The 18,444-nt window shown below is 39.6% G+C and carries 5 protein-coding genes, 1 pseudogene and 1 CRISPR repeat array; of the genes and pseudogenes, 3 read left to right on the top strand and 3 right to left on the bottom strand.

The features are described 5' to 3' along the window. Positions 1-271: 271 nt before the first annotated feature. The 3 genes and pseudogenes from VB654_RS06120 to VB654_RS06110 all read left to right on the top strand — a co-directional run bounded on the left by VB654_RS06120 (position 272) and on the right by VB654_RS06110 (position 2,655). A pseudogene (locus VB654_RS06120) lies at positions 272-1,508 on the top strand (erythromycin esterase family protein). Between the two features lie 42 nt (positions 1,509-1,550). After that, the gene (locus VB654_RS06115; RefSeq protein ID WP_323212691.1) at positions 1,551-2,126 is read left to right on the top strand and encodes an HdeD family acid-resistance protein; all 576 of its coding nucleotides are present in this window, start codon (positions 1,551-1,553) and stop codon (positions 2,124-2,126) included. A gap of 31 nt (positions 2,127-2,157) precedes the next feature. Next, positions 2,158-2,655: an Hsp20/alpha crystallin family protein gene (locus VB654_RS06110; protein ID WP_323212690.1), complete on the top strand. Its 498-nt coding sequence runs from the start codon at positions 2,158-2,160 to the stop codon at positions 2,653-2,655. A 201-nt stretch (positions 2,656-2,856) separates the two neighbouring features. Here the strand turns inward: VB654_RS06110 and VB654_RS06105 are convergent, their stop codons facing one another. The 3 genes from VB654_RS06105 to VB654_RS06095 form a co-directional block, all read right to left on the bottom strand. Beyond that, positions 2,857-4,416: a hydantoinase B/oxoprolinase family protein gene (locus tag VB654_RS06105; RefSeq protein ID WP_323212689.1), complete on the bottom strand. Its 1,560-nt coding sequence runs from the start codon at positions 4,414-4,416 to the stop codon at positions 2,857-2,859. A 58-nt stretch (positions 4,417-4,474) separates the two neighbouring features. Next, positions 4,475-6,571 carry a hydantoinase/oxoprolinase family protein gene (locus VB654_RS06100; RefSeq protein ID WP_323212687.1) on the bottom strand — a complete coding sequence of 699 codons (2,097 nt, stop codon included), beginning with the start codon at positions 6,569-6,571 and terminating at the stop codon, positions 4,475-4,477. 106 nt (positions 6,572-6,677) lie between these two features. Then, positions 6,678-8,531, bottom strand: coding sequence for an ABC transporter substrate-binding protein (locus tag VB654_RS06095; protein ID WP_323212685.1), 1,854 nt, complete (start codon positions 8,529-8,531; stop codon positions 6,678-6,680). Positions 8,532-8,785: 254 nt separating this feature from the next. Then, positions 8,786-18,400: direct repeats of the CRISPR family, unit length 37 nt; unit sequence GTTTCAATCCCTGATAGGGATTTGGGTTAATTGCAAT. Positions 18,401-18,444: the final 44 nt, after the last annotated feature.

Below are 18,444 nucleotides of genomic sequence, written 5' to 3'. Positions count from 1 at the left end.
AAATCTTGTTCCCGCTTGCGGGGAGGAGTTAGGGGTGGGGTCTTATGACACAAAATTGAAGGTACAAGATATGTGTTTTGACTATTCCTAGAGGGAGATCCATACATTTAGTATCATGCGACCTTAGCCAGATGGAATCAGAGATGAAAATTTTTAAGCTAAATGTAGTAAGAACCGAAATTAAACAGGTGTAAAAACCGTATCAAACTTAACTTGCGCGGTGATACGAAATTTAAAACCCGTGCGGGTATTTCTCAATCATTAATTCATTATGGTAGACGCAACTATCACCAGCATAGTCGATGCGGTGCGTGGGTATGCCCACCGATTAACAGGCGCAGATCAAGACTACGACCCATTAATGAATTTAATCGGCAATGCGCGTTTCGTCTTGATTCGCGAAGCCTCCCACGGGACTCATGAATTTTATGAACACCGGGCGGAAATTACCAAGCGACTAATTCAAGAAAAGGGGTTTACAGCCGTAGCGGTGGAAGCGGATTGGCCTGATGCTTACCGAGTTAATCGTTACGTGCAGGGTGTCGATGATGACCCCACACCAGCCGAAGCACTTTTAAATTTCCAACGCTTCCCTTTATAGTATGTATGCTTCCATAGAAGCAGTTCTGGGCTACCTGAATCAAGTTGACCCCGAAGCCGCCCAACGCGCGCGCGATCGCTATTCTTGTTTAGAGCATTTTGGCGAAGATGCTCAAAAATATGGTTATGCTACCAGTTTTGGCATTGCTAAATCTTGTGAGGAACAGGTAATTAATCAACTACAAGAATTGCAACGTCGAACTGCGGAATATATCCAAAAAGATGGGCGAGTTAAAACTGATGAGTTCTTTTATGCCGAACAAAATGCGCGACTAGTCAAAAACGCCGAGCATTACTACCGTTCGATGTTTCAAGGGCGAGTGTCTTCCTGGAATATACGCGATCGCCACATGGCGGAAACTTTAGATCAGCTGGTGGAACATTTAGATCAACAACATCCCCAAGCCAAAGTTGTGGTTTGGGAACACAACTCCCATTTAGGTGACGCAAGAGCCACCGATATGGGGTTAATGGGTGAGGTGAATGTTGGTCAATTGGTCAAAGAACGCTATGGCGATCAGGCTGTAAATATTGGCTTTACCACCTATACGGGTACTGTCACCGCAGTTTCTCACTGGGGCGAAACGGCTCAACTCAAACAGGTTCACTCTGCCTTACCTGGAAGTTATGAAGCTTTATTCCATGAAACTGAAATACCCCAATTTTACCTCAACCTCCGGGAAGAGAATCAAGCAATTGTGGGTTTACGACAACCCAGGCTAGAAAGAGCAATCGGTGTGATTTACCAACCGGAAACTGAGCGTGTGAGTCACTACTTCCATGCTTGTCTCCCCCAACAATTTGACGCAGTGATTTCTATTGATGATACCAAGGGAGTCCAACCTTTAGACCGTGTTCCCACCTGGGAAATGCGGGACGCACCAGAGACTTTTCCCTTTGGTGTTTAGACAAACTATTGAAAACTTCAACGCCAGTTAAAAACTCCAGCTATGACAAACCTTGACCCCATGAGAATGGGAACGCGCTTGGCTAGAAATTGGTGGACAGTTGCATTACGGGGTGCGATCGCGATCATCTTTGGTTTAGCAGCCCTTTTCTGGCCAGATATTACCCTCACAGCTTTGATATTTATCTTTGCTGCCTTTGTCTTAGTCAGTGGAGTATTATTAGCGATCGCTGCCTTCCGAGATGGTCTAACTCATACCCACGGTTGGCTAATGTTGCTCGAAGGTGCAATTGGTATTGCTATTGGCATCATGGCTTTTATCTGGCCAGGGATCACCGCATTAGTCTTGCTTTACCTCATCGCAGCTTGGGCGATCGTCACTGGTGTTTTAGAAATCATCGCAGCCATTCAGATCCGAAAAGAAATTCAAAATGAGTGGTTACTAGCCATAGCAGGCATTGCGTCAGTATTGTTCGGCGTTTTGTTGCTCGTCTGGCCTCTTGCTGGTGCGTTAGCAATCCTGTGGATTATCGGTGCTTACGCCATTATTTTCGGTATCTTACTCCTGATTCTGGCTTTTCGCCTCCGTAGTTGGGGAACTGAACGCAGAATCTTTTAAACACTTCAACAATTAATTGGAGGAAAAAATCATGGTATTAAGTCGCTGGGAACCTTTTAGAGAAATAGAAACCATGCAACGGCAGATGAGTCGTCTACTAGATCAAATAGCACCCTCAACTGATACAGGCGAGATCATCAGCGATAGACTGACATTTATACCCCCCGCAGAACTGGAAGAAACCTCTGATGATATTAAACTGTGGATGGAAATTCCTGGTATTGACCCCCAAAACTTAGATGTCAAAGTTGCCGCAGATACAGTTTCCGTCACCGGTGAACGTAAATCTGAAATTAGGGAAGAAGAAAGAAGAGGGATGAGGCGTTCAGAGTTTCGTTATGGCAGATTTCAAAGAGTAATACCTCTACCATCTCGAATCCAAAACGATAAAGTCCAGGCCGACTTTAAAAATGGTGTTTTGTGTCTCACCATGCCAAAAGCCGAAGAAGAAAAAACCAGAGTTGTAACTGTTCAATTACCAGGACAAAGCCAACAAGGGCAAATCTCCGGAGGTCAAAAACAGAAATAAAACCATTGTGGGGTGGGCATACTTCGGCAAGCTCAGTACAAGTCTTGCCTGCCCTTGTGTACCTCATCAAAATGAATGTGCTGTAAGAATTACGAATTACGAACAGTACAAAAGCATATCAGTCGCTTCTGGGTACAACTGTAAAATAGTAAAGATCCCCGACTTCTTCAAGAAGTCGGGGATCTGAGTCTTAGCTCAAAATCAGGAGACTGTACCAAATCCGCCGCCGCCAGGGGTTTCAATGATGAAAACATCTCCAGGCTGCATTTGTACTGTGGCGGTACTGTTTAAATTTTCTTGGGTTCCGTCTTGACGTTCTATCCAGTTGTGTCCTACTTGTCCTGGTTTCCCTCCATTTAATGCAAAGGGTGGAACTAAGCGATGGCTAGAGAGAATATTTGCTGTCATGGGTTCTAAAAACCGAATGCGGCGAATTACGCCATCACCACCGGAATATTGACCTTTACCGCCGCTATCAGGACGCAGACTAAAGCTTTCTACTAATACAGGATAACGGGTTTCTAACACTTCGGGGTCAGTTAATCGGGAGTTGGTCATGTGGGTATGGACTGCATCAGTACCATTAAAATTAGCTCCTGCACCTGAACCGCCGCAAATGGTTTCATAATATTGATAACGCTGATTTCCAAAGGTAAAATTATTCATTGTTCCCTGGGAACCAGCCATGACACCCAATGCACCATATAAAGCATCAACAATAGTTTGGGAGGTTTCCACGTTACCTGCTACCACTGCGGCGGGATAAGTGGGGTTAAGCATACAGCCAATTGGCACAATTATTTCTAGAGGGTTCAGACAGCCAGCATTCAGGGGAATATTATCATCGACTAAGGTGCGGAAGACATATAAAACTGCGGCTTGAGTGACAGCTTTGGGAGCATTAAAGTTGCTTTTTAATTGTGGAGATGTACCAGTAAAATCAATGGTTGCACTGCGATTTTTTCTGTCAATTGTGACTGTAACTTTAATTTCTGCCCCATTATCCATTGCATAACTAAATGAGCCATTTTTGAGCAGATTTATGGCTCGCCTTACTGCTTCTTCGGCATTGTCTTGCACAAAGTTCATGTAAGACTGCACTGTTTCAATACCGTATTGATTAACCATTTTTTGGAGTTCTTGCACTCCTCTATTATTGGCAGCAATTTGAGCTTTGAAATCAGCAATGTTTTGGTCAGGGTTACGCGCTGGATAGGGATGATTTGCAAGTATTCCTCGTACTGAAGTTTCTTGAAATTCACCTTGTTCCACTAAGAGAAAATTATCAAATAAAATACCTTCTTCTTCTACTGTGGTGCTGTGGGGAGGCATGGAACCGGGTGTAATTCCACCGATATCGGCTTGGTGTCCACGAGAAGCCACATAAAACAGGGGAATTGAGGTTTTAGTAGTATCTTCGAGGAAAACGGGGGTAATGGCGGTGACATCTGGCAGGTGAGTTCCGCCGTTATAGGGATTGTTGGATAGGTAAACATTTCCAGGTTTAATGGTGTCGCCTTTATCGTTAATTAAGCTGCGGACGCTTTCACTCATTGAGCCTAAATGTACGGGAATATGGGGGGCGTTGGCAACTAATAATCCTGAAGTGTCAAAGATGGCGCAGGAGAAATCAAGGCGTTCTTTGATGTTTACTGATGCGGCTGTGTTTTGCAGCACGATTCCCATTTGTTCGGCGATAAATTGATAGAGGTTTTTGAAGATTTCTAGGCGGACGGGATCGGGTTGATGTGTTGTGTACATGATTGGTTTTTTAACGCAAAGGTACGCGGAGGTTTTGGAGGGGAGAATTTTTCTATTATTAGGAACGTTGTAGAATTAAATGATTGCGTTCGGTTAATCTGGCTTGCCAATCAGGTTCAACTACTATTGTGCTGATTTTTTCGATGATTATAGCAGCACCACTAATTATATCTTCTGGTTGTAAATCTTCTCTCTGATAAATGGGTGTATTATGCCATTTATTACCTGTAAATATTCTGACTATTTCCACGGGTTTTGGTGGTTCATCTATGGGACGGGTACGAGTTATTAAGGGTTCTTCGGGTGTATCCATTTCTTGAATTACTTCTACTGAGACTGATTCGATAATTAAGGTTTTCTCTGATTGAATGAAACCGTAGCGGGTTTGATGTTCAATTTCAAATTCTTGGCGCATGATTGCCACATCTGAAGTAAAGTTAATATTTAAGGTTGAGTTAGTACCTTCGTATTTTAAATTCAATTTCTGCACTACTAACTGTTGATCATTTACGCCTTCTGAGGTTAATTCACTTCTAGCTTGGGTTTCTAATGTCGCCATTATTTGTTGTAATTGCGGGATGATTTCCGGGTTTAAAGGCTGTTCTACTCCGGCTTCTCTAATTGACCTAATATCAGCTAATCCCATACCATAAGCGGATAAAACCCCGGCGTAAGGATGCAGAAATATGGTTTTCATGCCTAATGTATCGGCGATTAAACAAGCAACTTGCGCCCCAGCCCCACCAAAACAACACAGGGTATATTGACTGACATCATAGCCTCGTTGTAGACTGATTTTTTTAATGGCGTTTGCCATATTTTCCACTGCGATCGCTATAAATCCAGCTGCTACTTGTTCTGGTGTACGATGGTTGTCTGTAACATCGGCAATTTCTTGGGCTAATTGGGTGAATTTCTCAATAACAATACCTCGATCTAAAGGCAAATTACCATCTAAGCCAAACACAGAGGGGAAGTATTGCGGGTGAATTTTGCCTAACATGACATTGGCATCTGTCACTGTTAATTGACCACCTCTGCGGTAACAAGCAGGCCCAGGATTTGAACCCGCAGATTCGGGGCCGACACGATAACTGGAACCATCAAAAAATAGAATTGAACCGCCACCAGCCGCAATAGTATTAATTGCTAATACGGGAACTCGCATCCGCGCCCCAGCAATTTCGGAATCTAATTGGCGTTCATATTCTCCTTTAAAGTGGGCAACATCTGTACTAGTTCCGCCCATATCAAAGGTAATTACTAACTGAAAATCTGCTCTTTGACTGGTTTGAACTGCGCCGACTATCCCCCCAGCCGGGCCGCTTAAAATACTATCTTTACCTTGAAATTGTTGGGCTGCTACTAATCCGCCGTCAGATTTCATAAACATTAATTTGACTGCGGGTAATTGATTAGCAATTTGGTTAACGTAGCGGCGCAGAATTGGTGTTAAATAAGCATCTATAACTGTTGTATCACCTCGGCTAACTATTTTCATTAAAGGGCTAACTTGATGAGATACAGATATTTGTGTAAAGCCGATTTCTTGGGCAATTTGGGCTATTTGTTGTTCATGTTGGGGATAGCGATCGCTGTGCATTAAAACTATGGCACAACTGCGAACACCTGTGTGATAAACTGTCTGTAAATTTTGTTTTACTTGTTGAATATTAACGGGTGTTAATTCCTCACCCTGGGCATTATAGCGCTCATTTACTTCAATTACTTGTTCATATAACATCGTTGGTAAAACAATATGACGGGCAAAGATATCAGGGCGATTTTGGTAGCCAATACGGAGGGCATCTTTAAAGCCTTTGGTAATCAGAAGAACGACGCGATCGCCTTTTCTTTCTAAGAGAGCATTTGTGGCTACTGTTGTTCCCATTTTGACTACTTCTATGGCTGTAGTGGGAATGGTTTCGTTACCTGCCAAACTCATGATATCCCGAATACCTTGAATGGCTGCATCTTGATATTGTTCGGGATTTTCTGAAAGTAATTTGTAGACTATTACCCATTGTTGATCAGGAATAGATACAATTAAAAAACGGTCAGGATGTTTGGATAGTTTATCGATAATTGCTTGATCGTCAGTGACAGCAACTATATCTGTGAATGTACCGCCTCGGTCTGCAAAAAATTTCAGCATTACTTATTTCCTTGATGGTCTAAAATTAAGATAACAATGGGTTTGAGGAGATTTCTACTGCATCTGTAGAATATTTAAACGACAGGTGTGAATAATTAGGAAATAACTATAAATTATTGACGATATCCCATTGCCATTTTTGCTTTTGTGCATTCCATTGGACACCAACTATTTCTGAGGGAGGATGCGGGCGATCGCCATTTTCATTAAATTCAATAATTCCTGTAACTCCCTGTACTTGTTTTCTTTGTTCTTTGAAATATTGATTGAGATGTATTAGCAAAGATTGACTATCTTGAATCTGATATTTTTCGAGAACTCTGAGAATTATTAACACTGAATCAAAAGCTGTAGCGCTGCGCCATGTTAAGTTTTCTTCTCCCCATAATTGCGTAGCTATCTGACAAAATTGCTGAGACAAGGAATTATCACTATGATAGCCATTTCTGCGGCTGTTGATATGCCAAGGAATACAAGCAATAATTTGGCACTGTTCTTGATTAATCTGATTATATTGGTTTTGTTCATGAATCCAATGCAAAACATTTTCTTGGTAAAATGTCGCCGAACCAGCTATTAAAGATTTATTGAGATTTAACCGACTAATTAAACCAGAATTATTCAGAGAATTAGGTTCAATACCACCATCAGGAATTATAATGATGATATCAACATTGTCTTGGTTAATAGTTTCTAAGTAATCTTGAATTTGATAATAGGTTTCACTAATATATCCACATTCTTTTACAAGAACGAACTGTTTTTGATGTGGTGATAAATATTCTTTAAAACTATTTTTATAGGAGGTGCTATAACTGCTATTCTGGTTATAGATAATAGCCACTTTTTTTAAGCCTTGATGGGAAAAATTTTTGAGCAAATAACTAGCTAAATATGCAGCACTCACACTATCTTGAGTAGTTATTCTAAAAAAGGATAAACTTTTACCTCTAGATAAATGTGAAAGTTCATTAGATGTACTACTGGAATTTACTAAAGCTAGACTATTCTGAGAATAAAAATGTAGTGCTTTTTGAGTCATTTCGCTGGAGTAATGACCAATAATAGCTATCAAATTTAATTGTGGGGCTAAGTTTGCTAAATTTTCTGCTGTTTGGTTATATGGGTCATATAAATTATTCGGATCATTAACAATCAGAATTTTTAAAGATATTTGACTACCTGTATTATTGAGGTTAAAAAATTTATCTGGTTTGATGTCATCTAAATTTATTTCTTTATCTACAGAAAGTTTCTCAAAAACTGGTAAATTTATTTGTAATTGAATTTGGGCAATTCCTTGCAAAATCTCAGCAGCTACATGACCCTGATTGTGATGAAATGGTACAACTACAGCCAGAGTATAAGTTTTTATTTTTTTCGTTTGTAAAAGCGATTGTTTATATTCAATCAAACAATTATTTATATAAATTAAGACTTCAGAATTCCCAGTTTTGTAAATTTCTAATTCTTTTTTCCAAGCCGAGATAAAACACTTTAAAGCTTGGTAATAAAGTCCTTGTTGATAAAATTGTGTTCCTTCTATTTGAAACTGAACAATTTCTTGATTAGGAGGATGCAGAAAAATTTGTCTACCAAAGCTACCTTGAAAGTTATCATTGTTTAGTTGAGGGGGAGGATTTAATTTATAATTTTTATTTGGTTCTAGTAATAAATTCAAAATTACGACCCAGTTACCAGCTATCTGTTCTTGCTCAACTTGCAATGTTTCTGCTATTCTAGGATAAATATATTTACTCAGTCTATCTCTAATATTTTGCTCAGAGAGTTTGGCTATATTAGCTATTTGTTGCCGAGAATATCCTAATAGAGATTGACAGATAATTTTCTTGTCTAGGTCGCTTAGTGGCTTTTTGTTTGCACTTGCTTCTAATTTTTCAAAGAACAGAGAAATATTAATACTTAGCTGTTCTATGACTTGCTGACAATTTTGGCACATATTATTACATCATCTGTTTCTCACAATAATAGTCTGATTGTTAAATCAGGTTATCTATGTCTGTAGATAAATTTTGCTACAGATATAGTAAGGGACTTACTAGAAATAAATTATCCAAATAAACGTTAGCGTAGCTTGCCGAAGGCTACCACAGAGACGCAGAGTACACAGAGTTATGAGGGTTTGAAAGGTTTTCTGCGTTAGGTGGTTGGGTGTTTTTTTATTTGGAAGTCCCTTGATGGATTCCGATATTCGTTTCAATCCCTGATAGGGATTTGGGTTAATTGCAATTTTTAGATTAAGAGGTTTTTTGCCCTTCTATTTTTTGTTTCAATCCCTGATAGGGATTTGGGTTAATTGCAATTCGTCCCAGTCTTCATCAGTTCCATTGAGGATAGAGTTTCAATCCCTGATAGGGATTTGGGTTAATTGCAATAGTCCTGCGATCGCCATTAATTTACTCCTACTTTGTTTCAATCCCTGATAGGGATTTGGGTTAATTGCAATATATTCTCCAATCCGGGTAACGAGCGATCGCATCCTCGTTTCAATCCCTGATAGGGATTTGGGTTAATTGCAATAGTCCCGCCGTATGATCCAGGATATCCTTCGGATCTGTTTCAATCCCTGATAGGGATTTGGGTTAATTGCAATCTTCTCTTATTTCTCCGCCTAGCTGGTATCTTCGGTTTCAATCCCTGATAGGGATTTGGGTTAATTGCAATCTGAGCGTCCAAGTCTGCATTAGTTAACAAATCGTTTCAATCCCTGATAGGGATTTGGGTTAATTGCAATAAAGGGTGTTCATATTTGGGATTAAAGCTAGTGCAGTTTCAATCCCTGATAGGGATTTGGGTTAATTGCAATAGGAATTTTCAGCATGGTATTATATACAAGAGGCGTTTCAATCCCTGATAGGGATTTGGGTTAATTGCAATGTAATGTGTAGCACATTAAAGGTATGTCCAGAAAAGTTTCAATCCCTGATAGGGATTTGGGTTAATTGCAATTTTAACTTTTGCGCTTACAATCATTCCTCTAAGGTTTCAATCCCTGATAGGGATTTGGGTTAATTGCAATGTGGTGGAGATCCTAATAATCCTCAACTACCTGGAGTTTCAATCCCTGATAGGGATTTGGGTTAATTGCAATCAAAGTTGGGGCATCCACAACTTACTTGTTTTAGGAGTTTCAATCCCTGATAGGGATTTGGGTTAATTGCAATCTGACTATCACTTTACACTATTTTTGATTTTCTATTGTTTCAATCCCTGATAGGGATTTGGGTTAATTGCAATGATAGGTGGGTGGGGTGGGGTGGAGTAGTAATCATCAAGTTTCAATCCCTGATAGGGATTTGGGTTAATTGCAATTTTGATAATCAGTATCACACGGTTCACCTTCAAAGGTTTCAATCCCTGATAGGGATTTGGGTTAATTGCAATTTCAGGCGGTAGGCGATCGTTTCCCACTGATTAAAGTTTCAATCCCTGATAGGGATTTGGGTTAATTGCAATGAGGATGCAAGGTTAAAGTGTAAGGTCAAGTTTGTTTCAATCCCTGATAGGGATTTGGGTTAATTGCAATTTCAGGGTGGAGCATACACCCAAACCAGTTATAAGTTTCAATCCCTGATAGGGATTTGGGTTAATTGCAATCCATTTTCGTTGGCAGCGAGAGCAACTTAGAACGTTTCAATCCCTGATAGGGATTTGGGTTAATTGCAATGCTGAATTTTAACGCCAAACCCTTCTTTGTTAGAAGTTTCAATCCCTGATAGGGATTTGGGTTAATTGCAATTAAAAAATGGTATTGCTTTAGAATCTTTTACTATGTTTCAATCCCTGATAGGGATTTGGGTTAATTGCAATGCAATAATAGAGGGATACCCCTCTATATCCCAGGTGGTTTCAATCCCTGATAGGGATTTGGGTTAATTGCAATGATTTGATGAACAAACTTCACATCATTTTTCTAGTTTCAATCCCTGATAGGGATTTGGGTTAATTGCAATTTGTTAGCGGGTTGATCTGTGAAACCAACTCTCAAGTTTCAATCCCTGATAGGGATTTGGGTTAATTGCAATTAAAAATGAAAGGTATTAAGCAAGTAACAATTGATCGTTTCAATCCCTGATAGGGATTTGGGTTAATTGCAATTTTTGTACGTCAGGCGATCGCCGATAAGATGTAATTAGTTTCAATCCCTGATAGGGATTTGGGTTAATTGCAATCTTAAGAGTCACCAACGAGATGATTGAGAAAGCTATTAGTTTCAATCCCTGATAGGGATTTGGGTTAATTGCAATCTAGCGAGTAACCAGATTGTGCTATTTGAGATTTGTTTCAATCCCTGATAGGGATTTGGGTTAATTGCAATAACTTGGATAGTAGGAATAGCAACGTAGGTTTCTAGTTTCAATCCCTGATAGGGATTTGGGTTAATTGCAATGTAAAGATGACAAATCTCTTAATCCCGTTCGCAGTTTCAATCCCTGATAGGGATTTGGGTTAATTGCAATCCTAGCGCTACAGGTTAAGTTTTCCGACCAAGAGCGTTTCAATCCCTGATAGGGATTTGGGTTAATTGCAATGTGGATTGGGTTGGGAAAAGTGGGGAGGGAGCAGGTTTCAATCCCTGATAGGGATTTGGGTTAATTGCAATGTAGAGCGAGGGCAGTTGTGGCTACACAAGAAAGGCGTTTCAATCCCTGATAGGGATTTGGGTTAATTGCAATAAAACGCTTCCAAAATCTCAGCGTCCTCCATGCGTTTCAATCCCTGATAGGGATTTGGGTTAATTGCAATATTTGCCGCTTTGTTTTACGGCTTGCGTACCCAGAAAGTTTCAATCCCTGATAGGGATTTGGGTTAATTGCAATTCCTCCCCAAGAACTTATCCACAAAGATCCAGAGTTTCAATCCCTGATAGGGATTTGGGTTAATTGCAATAAGTAAGCGGAAATTCACCGCGTTATTTGCTTCAGTTTCAATCCCTGATAGGGATTTGGGTTAATTGCAATAAGTTCCCGTTAGTTAGAGTTTATGAATATGTGGGGTTTCAATCCCTGATAGGGATTTGGGTTAATTGCAATCTTACAGCTTGGTGATCGCTCTCTATAGCACAGTTTCAATCCCTGATAGGGATTTGGGTTAATTGCAATCAAAGTAACGTTGAGTTGCTTGAATACCCACAAAAGTTTCAATCCCTGATAGGGATTTGGGTTAATTGCAATATTATGGTTCCAGAGAAGAGGACAAACACCTTCGCTGTTTCAATCCCTGATAGGGATTTGGGTTAATTGCAATAATTTTCATCGCTTTGGAGCAAATGGTCGGTAAAGTTTCAATCCCTGATAGGGATTTGGGTTAATTGCAATAGTAGATGCGTTCACTCTAGCCAGTGCTTTGATGTTTCAATCCCTGATAGGGATTTGGGTTAATTGCAATACGGTTACCAGAACTAATGTTAACTCCTACTGAATACGTTTCAATCCCTGATAGGGATTTGGGTTAATTGCAATCTCCCCCGACGCAAGAAAGAGTTTTACGAAAAGTTAAATGTTTCAATCCCTGATAGGGATTTGGGTTAATTGCAATCATTTAAAGCCATTTTCGGAGAAAGGCAAACCGTAGGTTTCAATCCCTGATAGGGATTTGGGTTAATTGCAATGAAGCTAGGTGGATTTTTTGGTGCTGTTGCTTTCTTTGTTTCAATCCCTGATAGGGATTTGGGTTAATTGCAATTCGGAGCGCTATTGTTTCTGTGGGGGTTATTGATGTTTCAATCCCTGATAGGGATTTGGGTTAATTGCAATCTGTTGTAAATCGGTTTCCGTTTCTAATACCTTGTTTCAATCCCTGATAGGGATTTGGGTTAATTGCAATAACAATGTGTGCTGATCCAAACTTTCTTGCAAGTCCTGTTTCAATCCCTGATAGGGATTTGGGTTAATTGCAATGCAAGCGTTTAAAGCCGCAGCAATCAGTGTTTGTACTTGTTTCAATCCCTGATAGGGATTTGGGTTAATTGCAATAGGGACAAATCAAAAACATGAAAGTACAAGTAAAGTTTCAATCCCTGATAGGGATTTGGGTTAATTGCAATCTGCAACCGAAGTTTTTTATTCGATGCACTCTGGTTTCAATCCCTGATAGGGATTTGGGTTAATTGCAATTTACCAGGATATTATTCTAAACAACAAATAACAAAGTTTCAATCCCTGATAGGGATTTGGGTTAATTGCAATTTTTAGGTCAAATTGTTTTAATTTATACCCAAAAGTTTCAATCCCTGATAGGGATTTGGGTTAATTGCAATATTAGGACAGCACCAGGTACTGCTGGATGTGTGGGGTTTCAATCCCTGATAGGGATTTGGGTTAATTGCAATCTCTTCCCGATTGCCAAATCAAAAGCGCGCTGGTGGTTTCAATCCCTGATAGGGATTTGGGTTAATTGCAATGCGATAATTCAGAACAGACGCTTTGATTGCAACTAGTTTCAATCCCTGATAGGGATTTGGGTTAATTGCAATTAGTCAGAGCTTCATCTTTAGGGAGGTGCTGTAAGTTTCAATCCCTGATAGGGATTTGGGTTAATTGCAATTCTGTCCAGCCAAATGGGTAATCAATTGTGCCTGGTTTCAATCCCTGATAGGGATTTGGGTTAATTGCAATTATAAAAATAAATAAGCAATATCTCGACGTAAAAAGTTTCAATCCCTGATAGGGATTTGGGTTAATTGCAATGATTTGCTGTTCTAGTTCAAGTTTTTTGTCTAATGTTTCAATCCCTGATAGGGATTTGGGTTAATTGCAATGTGAGTTATTATAAGATTTCAAGGGTTGGTCTTTGTTTCAATCCCTGATAGGGATTTGGGTTAATTGCAATCGCTAAACCCTCTCATTTTTCCTGCCACTGACCACGTTTCAATCCCTGATAGGGATTTGGGTTAATTGCAATGGCATTTATTGCCGAGTACATGAACCAAGAATGCAGTTTCAATCCCTGATAGGGATTTGGGTTAATTGCAATCAGTTTTGAAATTAAAGACAATCATGAAGTCTTAGTTTCAATCCCTGATAGGGATTTGGGTTAATTGCAATTCAACAGTGGATTCAATAGTCGGAATTTTCCTAGGAAGTTTCAATCCCTGATAGGGATTTGGGTTAATTGCAATCTTCATCCTACCCAAGTCCCCCGCTTTGGCGAAAAGTTTCAATCCCTGATAGGGATTTGGGTTAATTGCAATAAGATATTCTCTATATTCTATAAAAAATACTATCCCGTTTCAATCCCTGATAGGGATTTGGGTTAATTGCAATTTTATTCTGTCGAGGAAGTTATGTCGAGGAAGTTGTTTCAATCCCTGATAGGGATTTGGGTTAATTGCAATTCGCTTGGACTGCTTATTCGGTCGTATAATAAACGTTTCAATCCCTGATAGGGATTTGGGTTAATTGCAATAGTACACCGCCGCCGACTTAGAAATGATCGAAGAGTTTCAATCCCTGATAGGGATTTGGGTTAATTGCAATTGCTGATTAATTTCTGTTACTATAATTAATATACAGTTTCAATCCCTGATAGGGATTTGGGTTAATTGCAATCGAACACTCCGCCTATTCTCTATTCGCCCCTCTTCTGTTTCAATCCCTGATAGGGATTTGGGTTAATTGCAATAATTCTCCCGAACTTTTTCCCAACGCCCATCCCGTTTCAATCCCTGATAGGGATTTGGGTTAATTGCAATATTTGCAAAGTATTAGGTAGGGGGTTTGGATGCACGTTTCAATCCCTGATAGGGATTTGGGTTAATTGCAATTCTACCATATCTTATTTTTACGGCTGAAGTATGGGGGTTTCAATCCCTGATAGGGATTTGGGTTAATTGCAATTTGCCAGCTACAACCACTACAGCCGCATTATCAATCGTTTCAATCCCTGATAGGGATTTGGGTTAATTGCAATCAATATTTATGGCAGATGGCATGGGAGACTAAGAATTTCAATCCCTGATAGGGATTTGGGTTAATTGCAATTATAAACCAAGGAATGTTTCTCAGATAAGTTAGATTTCAATCCCTGATAGGGATTTGGGTTAATTGCAATGCCAAAAGTTTCTATGTCGAAACCAATTTCAAAGATTTCAATCCCTGATAGGGATTTGGGTTAATTGCAATCCAAATTTAGTTTGATTCTAAATTCCAGTTAAAATTTCAATCCCTGATAGGGATTTGGGTTAATTGCAATTTGCCTTGCGAGTCAAGTCTCTGGTTCTCCAGTTAGTAATTTCAATCCCTGATAGGGATTTGGGTTAATTGCAATTACAACTCTGCTATATCCGTATCCCATTCAATTCCATTTCAATCCCTGATAGGGATTTGGGTTAATTGCAATTATTGCTGTCCCCATGTTAAGGAAGCATTGATTTTATTTCAATCCCTGATAGGGATTTGGGTTAATTGCAATTAAGATTTCTTCAGTTGGCGGAAATTCTTTTTTCTATTTCAATCCCTGATAGGGATTTGGGTTAATTGCAATCTCAAAGCTTTTATTAGAAAGTGGTTGGGGGTGATTTCAATCCCTGATAGGGATTTGGGTTAATTGCAATAAATCTACCTGTTAGGGTGCAATTCCAGATAAGTATTTCAATCCCTGATAGGGATTTGGGTTAATTGCAATTCTACAAATGGTAGGCACAGAAATTGGTCAGGCATACATTTCAATCCCTGATAGGGATTTGGGTTAATTGCAATAATACGACGATAGTCCGCTAGGTCGAGAGCTTATTTCAATCCCTGATAGGGATTTGGGTTAATTGCAATCTAAGTATATAGGGGGTGTTTTTTAGTATGTTTTTTATTTCAATCCCTGATAGGGATTTGGGTTAATTGCAATTCAGTCCTTATTTTTAAAGAATAGGAATTAAGCATTTCAATCCCTGATAGGGATTTGGGTTAATTGCAATTAATGAGTGATTTACTCCAGTTGGGGGTTGGTGAGATTTCAATCCCTGATAGGGATTTGGGTTAATTGCAATATAGTTTCATTGCTCTCCTTTCTCATCTCTTCATTCATTTCAATCCCTGATAGGGATTTGGGTTAATTGCAATTTTAACAAGCGCGTAGTCAAGATTTATGCCCCGCCCCATTTCAATCCCTGATAGGGATTTGGGTTAATTGCAATAAAATATGAGTCTCTTTACATGGGAGTGGTTGAAAATTTCAATCCCTGATAGGGATTTGGGTTAATTGCAATGAAATATATTTTGAAATTCCCTGGTCAGGCATCGATTTCAATCCCTGATAGGGATTTGGGTTAATTGCAATGGGAGCATCAAGGGATTAATTAGCCATAGCCAAATTTCAATCCCTGATAGGGATTTGGGTTAATTGCAATTATTTGGAGGAGGCATTACCGCAGGTGGGCGCACGAATTTCAATCCCTGATAGGGATTTGGGTTAATTGCAATCTTTCCCAGAGTCTTTGGACATCCCAGTCTCGCCAATTTCAATCCCTGATAGGGATTTGGGTTAATTGCAATCTTCTTGCTTGCGGAACTTCTTACCATAGTCGCGAATTTCAATCCCTGATAGGGATTTGGGTTAATTGCAATGAGCCGCCCGTTCTCAAGCAGTGTGCAACATAGGATAGTCGCGAATTTCAATCCCTGATAGGGATTTGGGTTAATTGCAATCGAATCCACCACCCGCCTTGCTGGGCAAGGGTTCCATTTCAATCCCTGATAGGGATTTGGGTTAATTGCAATATACTTCCTACCTCTTCACCATCTCGCTTAATAATGTATTTCAATCCCTGATAGGGATTTGGGTTAATTGCAATATTTTAGACAAGGTATGGCGGGGGCATTCATCAAATTTCAATCCCTGATAGGGATTTGGGTTAATTGCAATTCTTCATTTCTGAGAAAAGCAGCATATATAGTTGGCTTATTTCAATCCCTGATAGGGATTTGGGTTAATTGCAATTGATGAATTACCGATTAGAACTTTTAGATGGTAAATATTTCAATCCCTGATAGGGATTTGGGTTAATTGCAATGAAAAGAGGGCAGCGCATAGAAGAAAGATGTCAGATTTCAATCCCTGATAGGGATTTGGGTTAATTGCAATTTTGTCCGGCCTCTAAAGGAATTGAGCGTCCTACCGTATTTCAATCCCTGATAGGGATTTGGGTTAATTGCAATTCAGCGAAGCAAGTCCTGATGTAGTCAAAGAAATTCATTTCAATCCCTGATAGGGATTTGGGTTAATTGCAATGTAGGTGCAAGTGCCACAGGTGGAGCAACTGTTGAATTTCAATCCCTGATAGGGATTTGGGTTAATTGCAATGCAATACGGAAGTGCCTTGCCTTACGTGAATCTAGATTTCAATCCCTGATAGGGATTTGGGTTAATTGCAATGCGATCGTAGTTGCCGATATCAAAATCAATCAGTCCCATTTCAATCCCTGATAGGGATTTGGGTTAATTGCAATTGTGAATTTGCCGTCATCAATTGGTTGAACGCCAAAATTTCAATCCCTGATAGGGATTTGGGTTAATTGCAATTGTTCTGAATTATCGCTTCATTCCAGCGATAGTCATTTCAATCCCTGATAGGGATTTGGGTTAATTGCAATGAATGATGAGGATGAAATTTCACGAGAAGTCCAATTTCAATCCCTGATAGGGATTTGGGTTAATTGCAATGATGGGAAGGCAGGTCAGGCTCAAAGCAGTGCAATTTCAATCCCTGATAGGGATTTGGGTTAATTGCAATGCCATCCCTACCCCCAATATCTATAGTTTGGTGATTTCAATCCCTGATAGGGATTTGGGTTAATTGCAATCATTAATTTCAATATCGAAATCAGCGTTAGGCACCAATTTCAATCCCTGATAGGGATTTGGGTTAATTGCAATTCAGGGAATGGTAACTCAAATGGTGCTGAAGCTGGTATATTTCAATCCCTGATAGGGATTTGGGTTAATTGCAATGGAAAAGTCCCGCAGATGCTTGTTCGGTTGTGTGATTTCAATCCCTGATAGGGATTTGGGTTAATTGCAATTAGTTCAATTCCACTGATTTAAGAGGAATGTTGTATTTCAATCCCTGATAGGGATTTGGGTTAATTGCAATTCAAAGTTGGAGAATGCGATCGCCATTCCTTCGAGGATTTCAATCCCTGATAGGGATTTGGGTTAATTGCAATCGTCAGAAATTGCCTTGTAAATTTTTTCTTTCTGTTATTTCAATCCCTGATAGGGATTTGGGTTAATTGCAATTCCTGGAGTTTGGGTTATCTGAATTGAGTAGAGTTATTTCAATCCCTGATAGGGATTTGGGTTAATTGCAATAGTTGCCCCTTTCCGAGAACACTTGCGTTTCTCAATTTCAATCCCTGATAGGGATTTGGGTTAATTGCAATATGATACTAGATAGTTGAGTCATCACTTCTATGTAATTTCAATCCCTGATAGGGATTTGGGTTAATTGCAATCATTAATTCCTCCGCGCTATCGCCCCAATGTAAATTTCAATCCCTGATAGGGATTTGGGTTAATTGCAATGCAAAGTCTAAGCGATATCTCTTGGCTTAATGTAATTTCAATCCCTGATAGGGATTTGGGTTAATTGCAATTTTGTAAGCTGCTTTGATTTGATCTAGCATGATATTTCAATCCCTGATAGGGATTTGGGTTAATTGCAATATATCTCCCAACGTTCTCGACTTTCGTTGACGTGATTTCAATCCCTGATAGGGATTTGGGTTAATTGCAATTTAGTGAGCGATATGATAGATCCTGTAATTACAGCACTTAAAATTTCAATCCCTGATAGGGATTTGGGTTAATTGCAATATCATCCCCTAGCGCGGGGATGATGAGAATAACGACGGCAAAAC

The organism is Nodularia sp. UHCC 0506, from assembly GCF_034931045.1.
GTDB lineage: Bacteria > Cyanobacteriota > Cyanobacteriia > Cyanobacteriales > Nostocaceae > Nodularia.
This window is presented reverse-complemented; position numbering and strand designations above follow the sequence as displayed.

Excerpts from the sequence above, each read along its gene's own strand:
- VB654_RS06115 (WP_323212691.1), top strand. The coding sequence starts at position 1,551 with ATGACAAACCTTGACCCCATGAGAATGGGAACGCGCTTGGCTAGAAAT.
- VB654_RS06110 (WP_323212690.1), top strand. The coding sequence starts at position 2,158 with ATGGTATTAAGTCGCTGGGAACCTTTTAGAGAAATAGAAACCATGCAA.
- VB654_RS06105 (WP_323212689.1), bottom strand. The coding sequence starts at position 4,416 with ATGTACACAACACATCAACCCGATCCCGTCCGCCTAGAAATCTTCAAA.
- VB654_RS06100 (WP_323212687.1), bottom strand. The coding sequence starts at position 6,571 with ATGCTGAAATTTTTTGCAGACCGAGGCGGTACATTCACAGATATAGTT.
- VB654_RS06095 (WP_323212685.1), bottom strand. The coding sequence starts at position 8,531 with ATGTGCCAAAATTGTCAGCAAGTCATAGAACAGCTAAGTATTAATATT.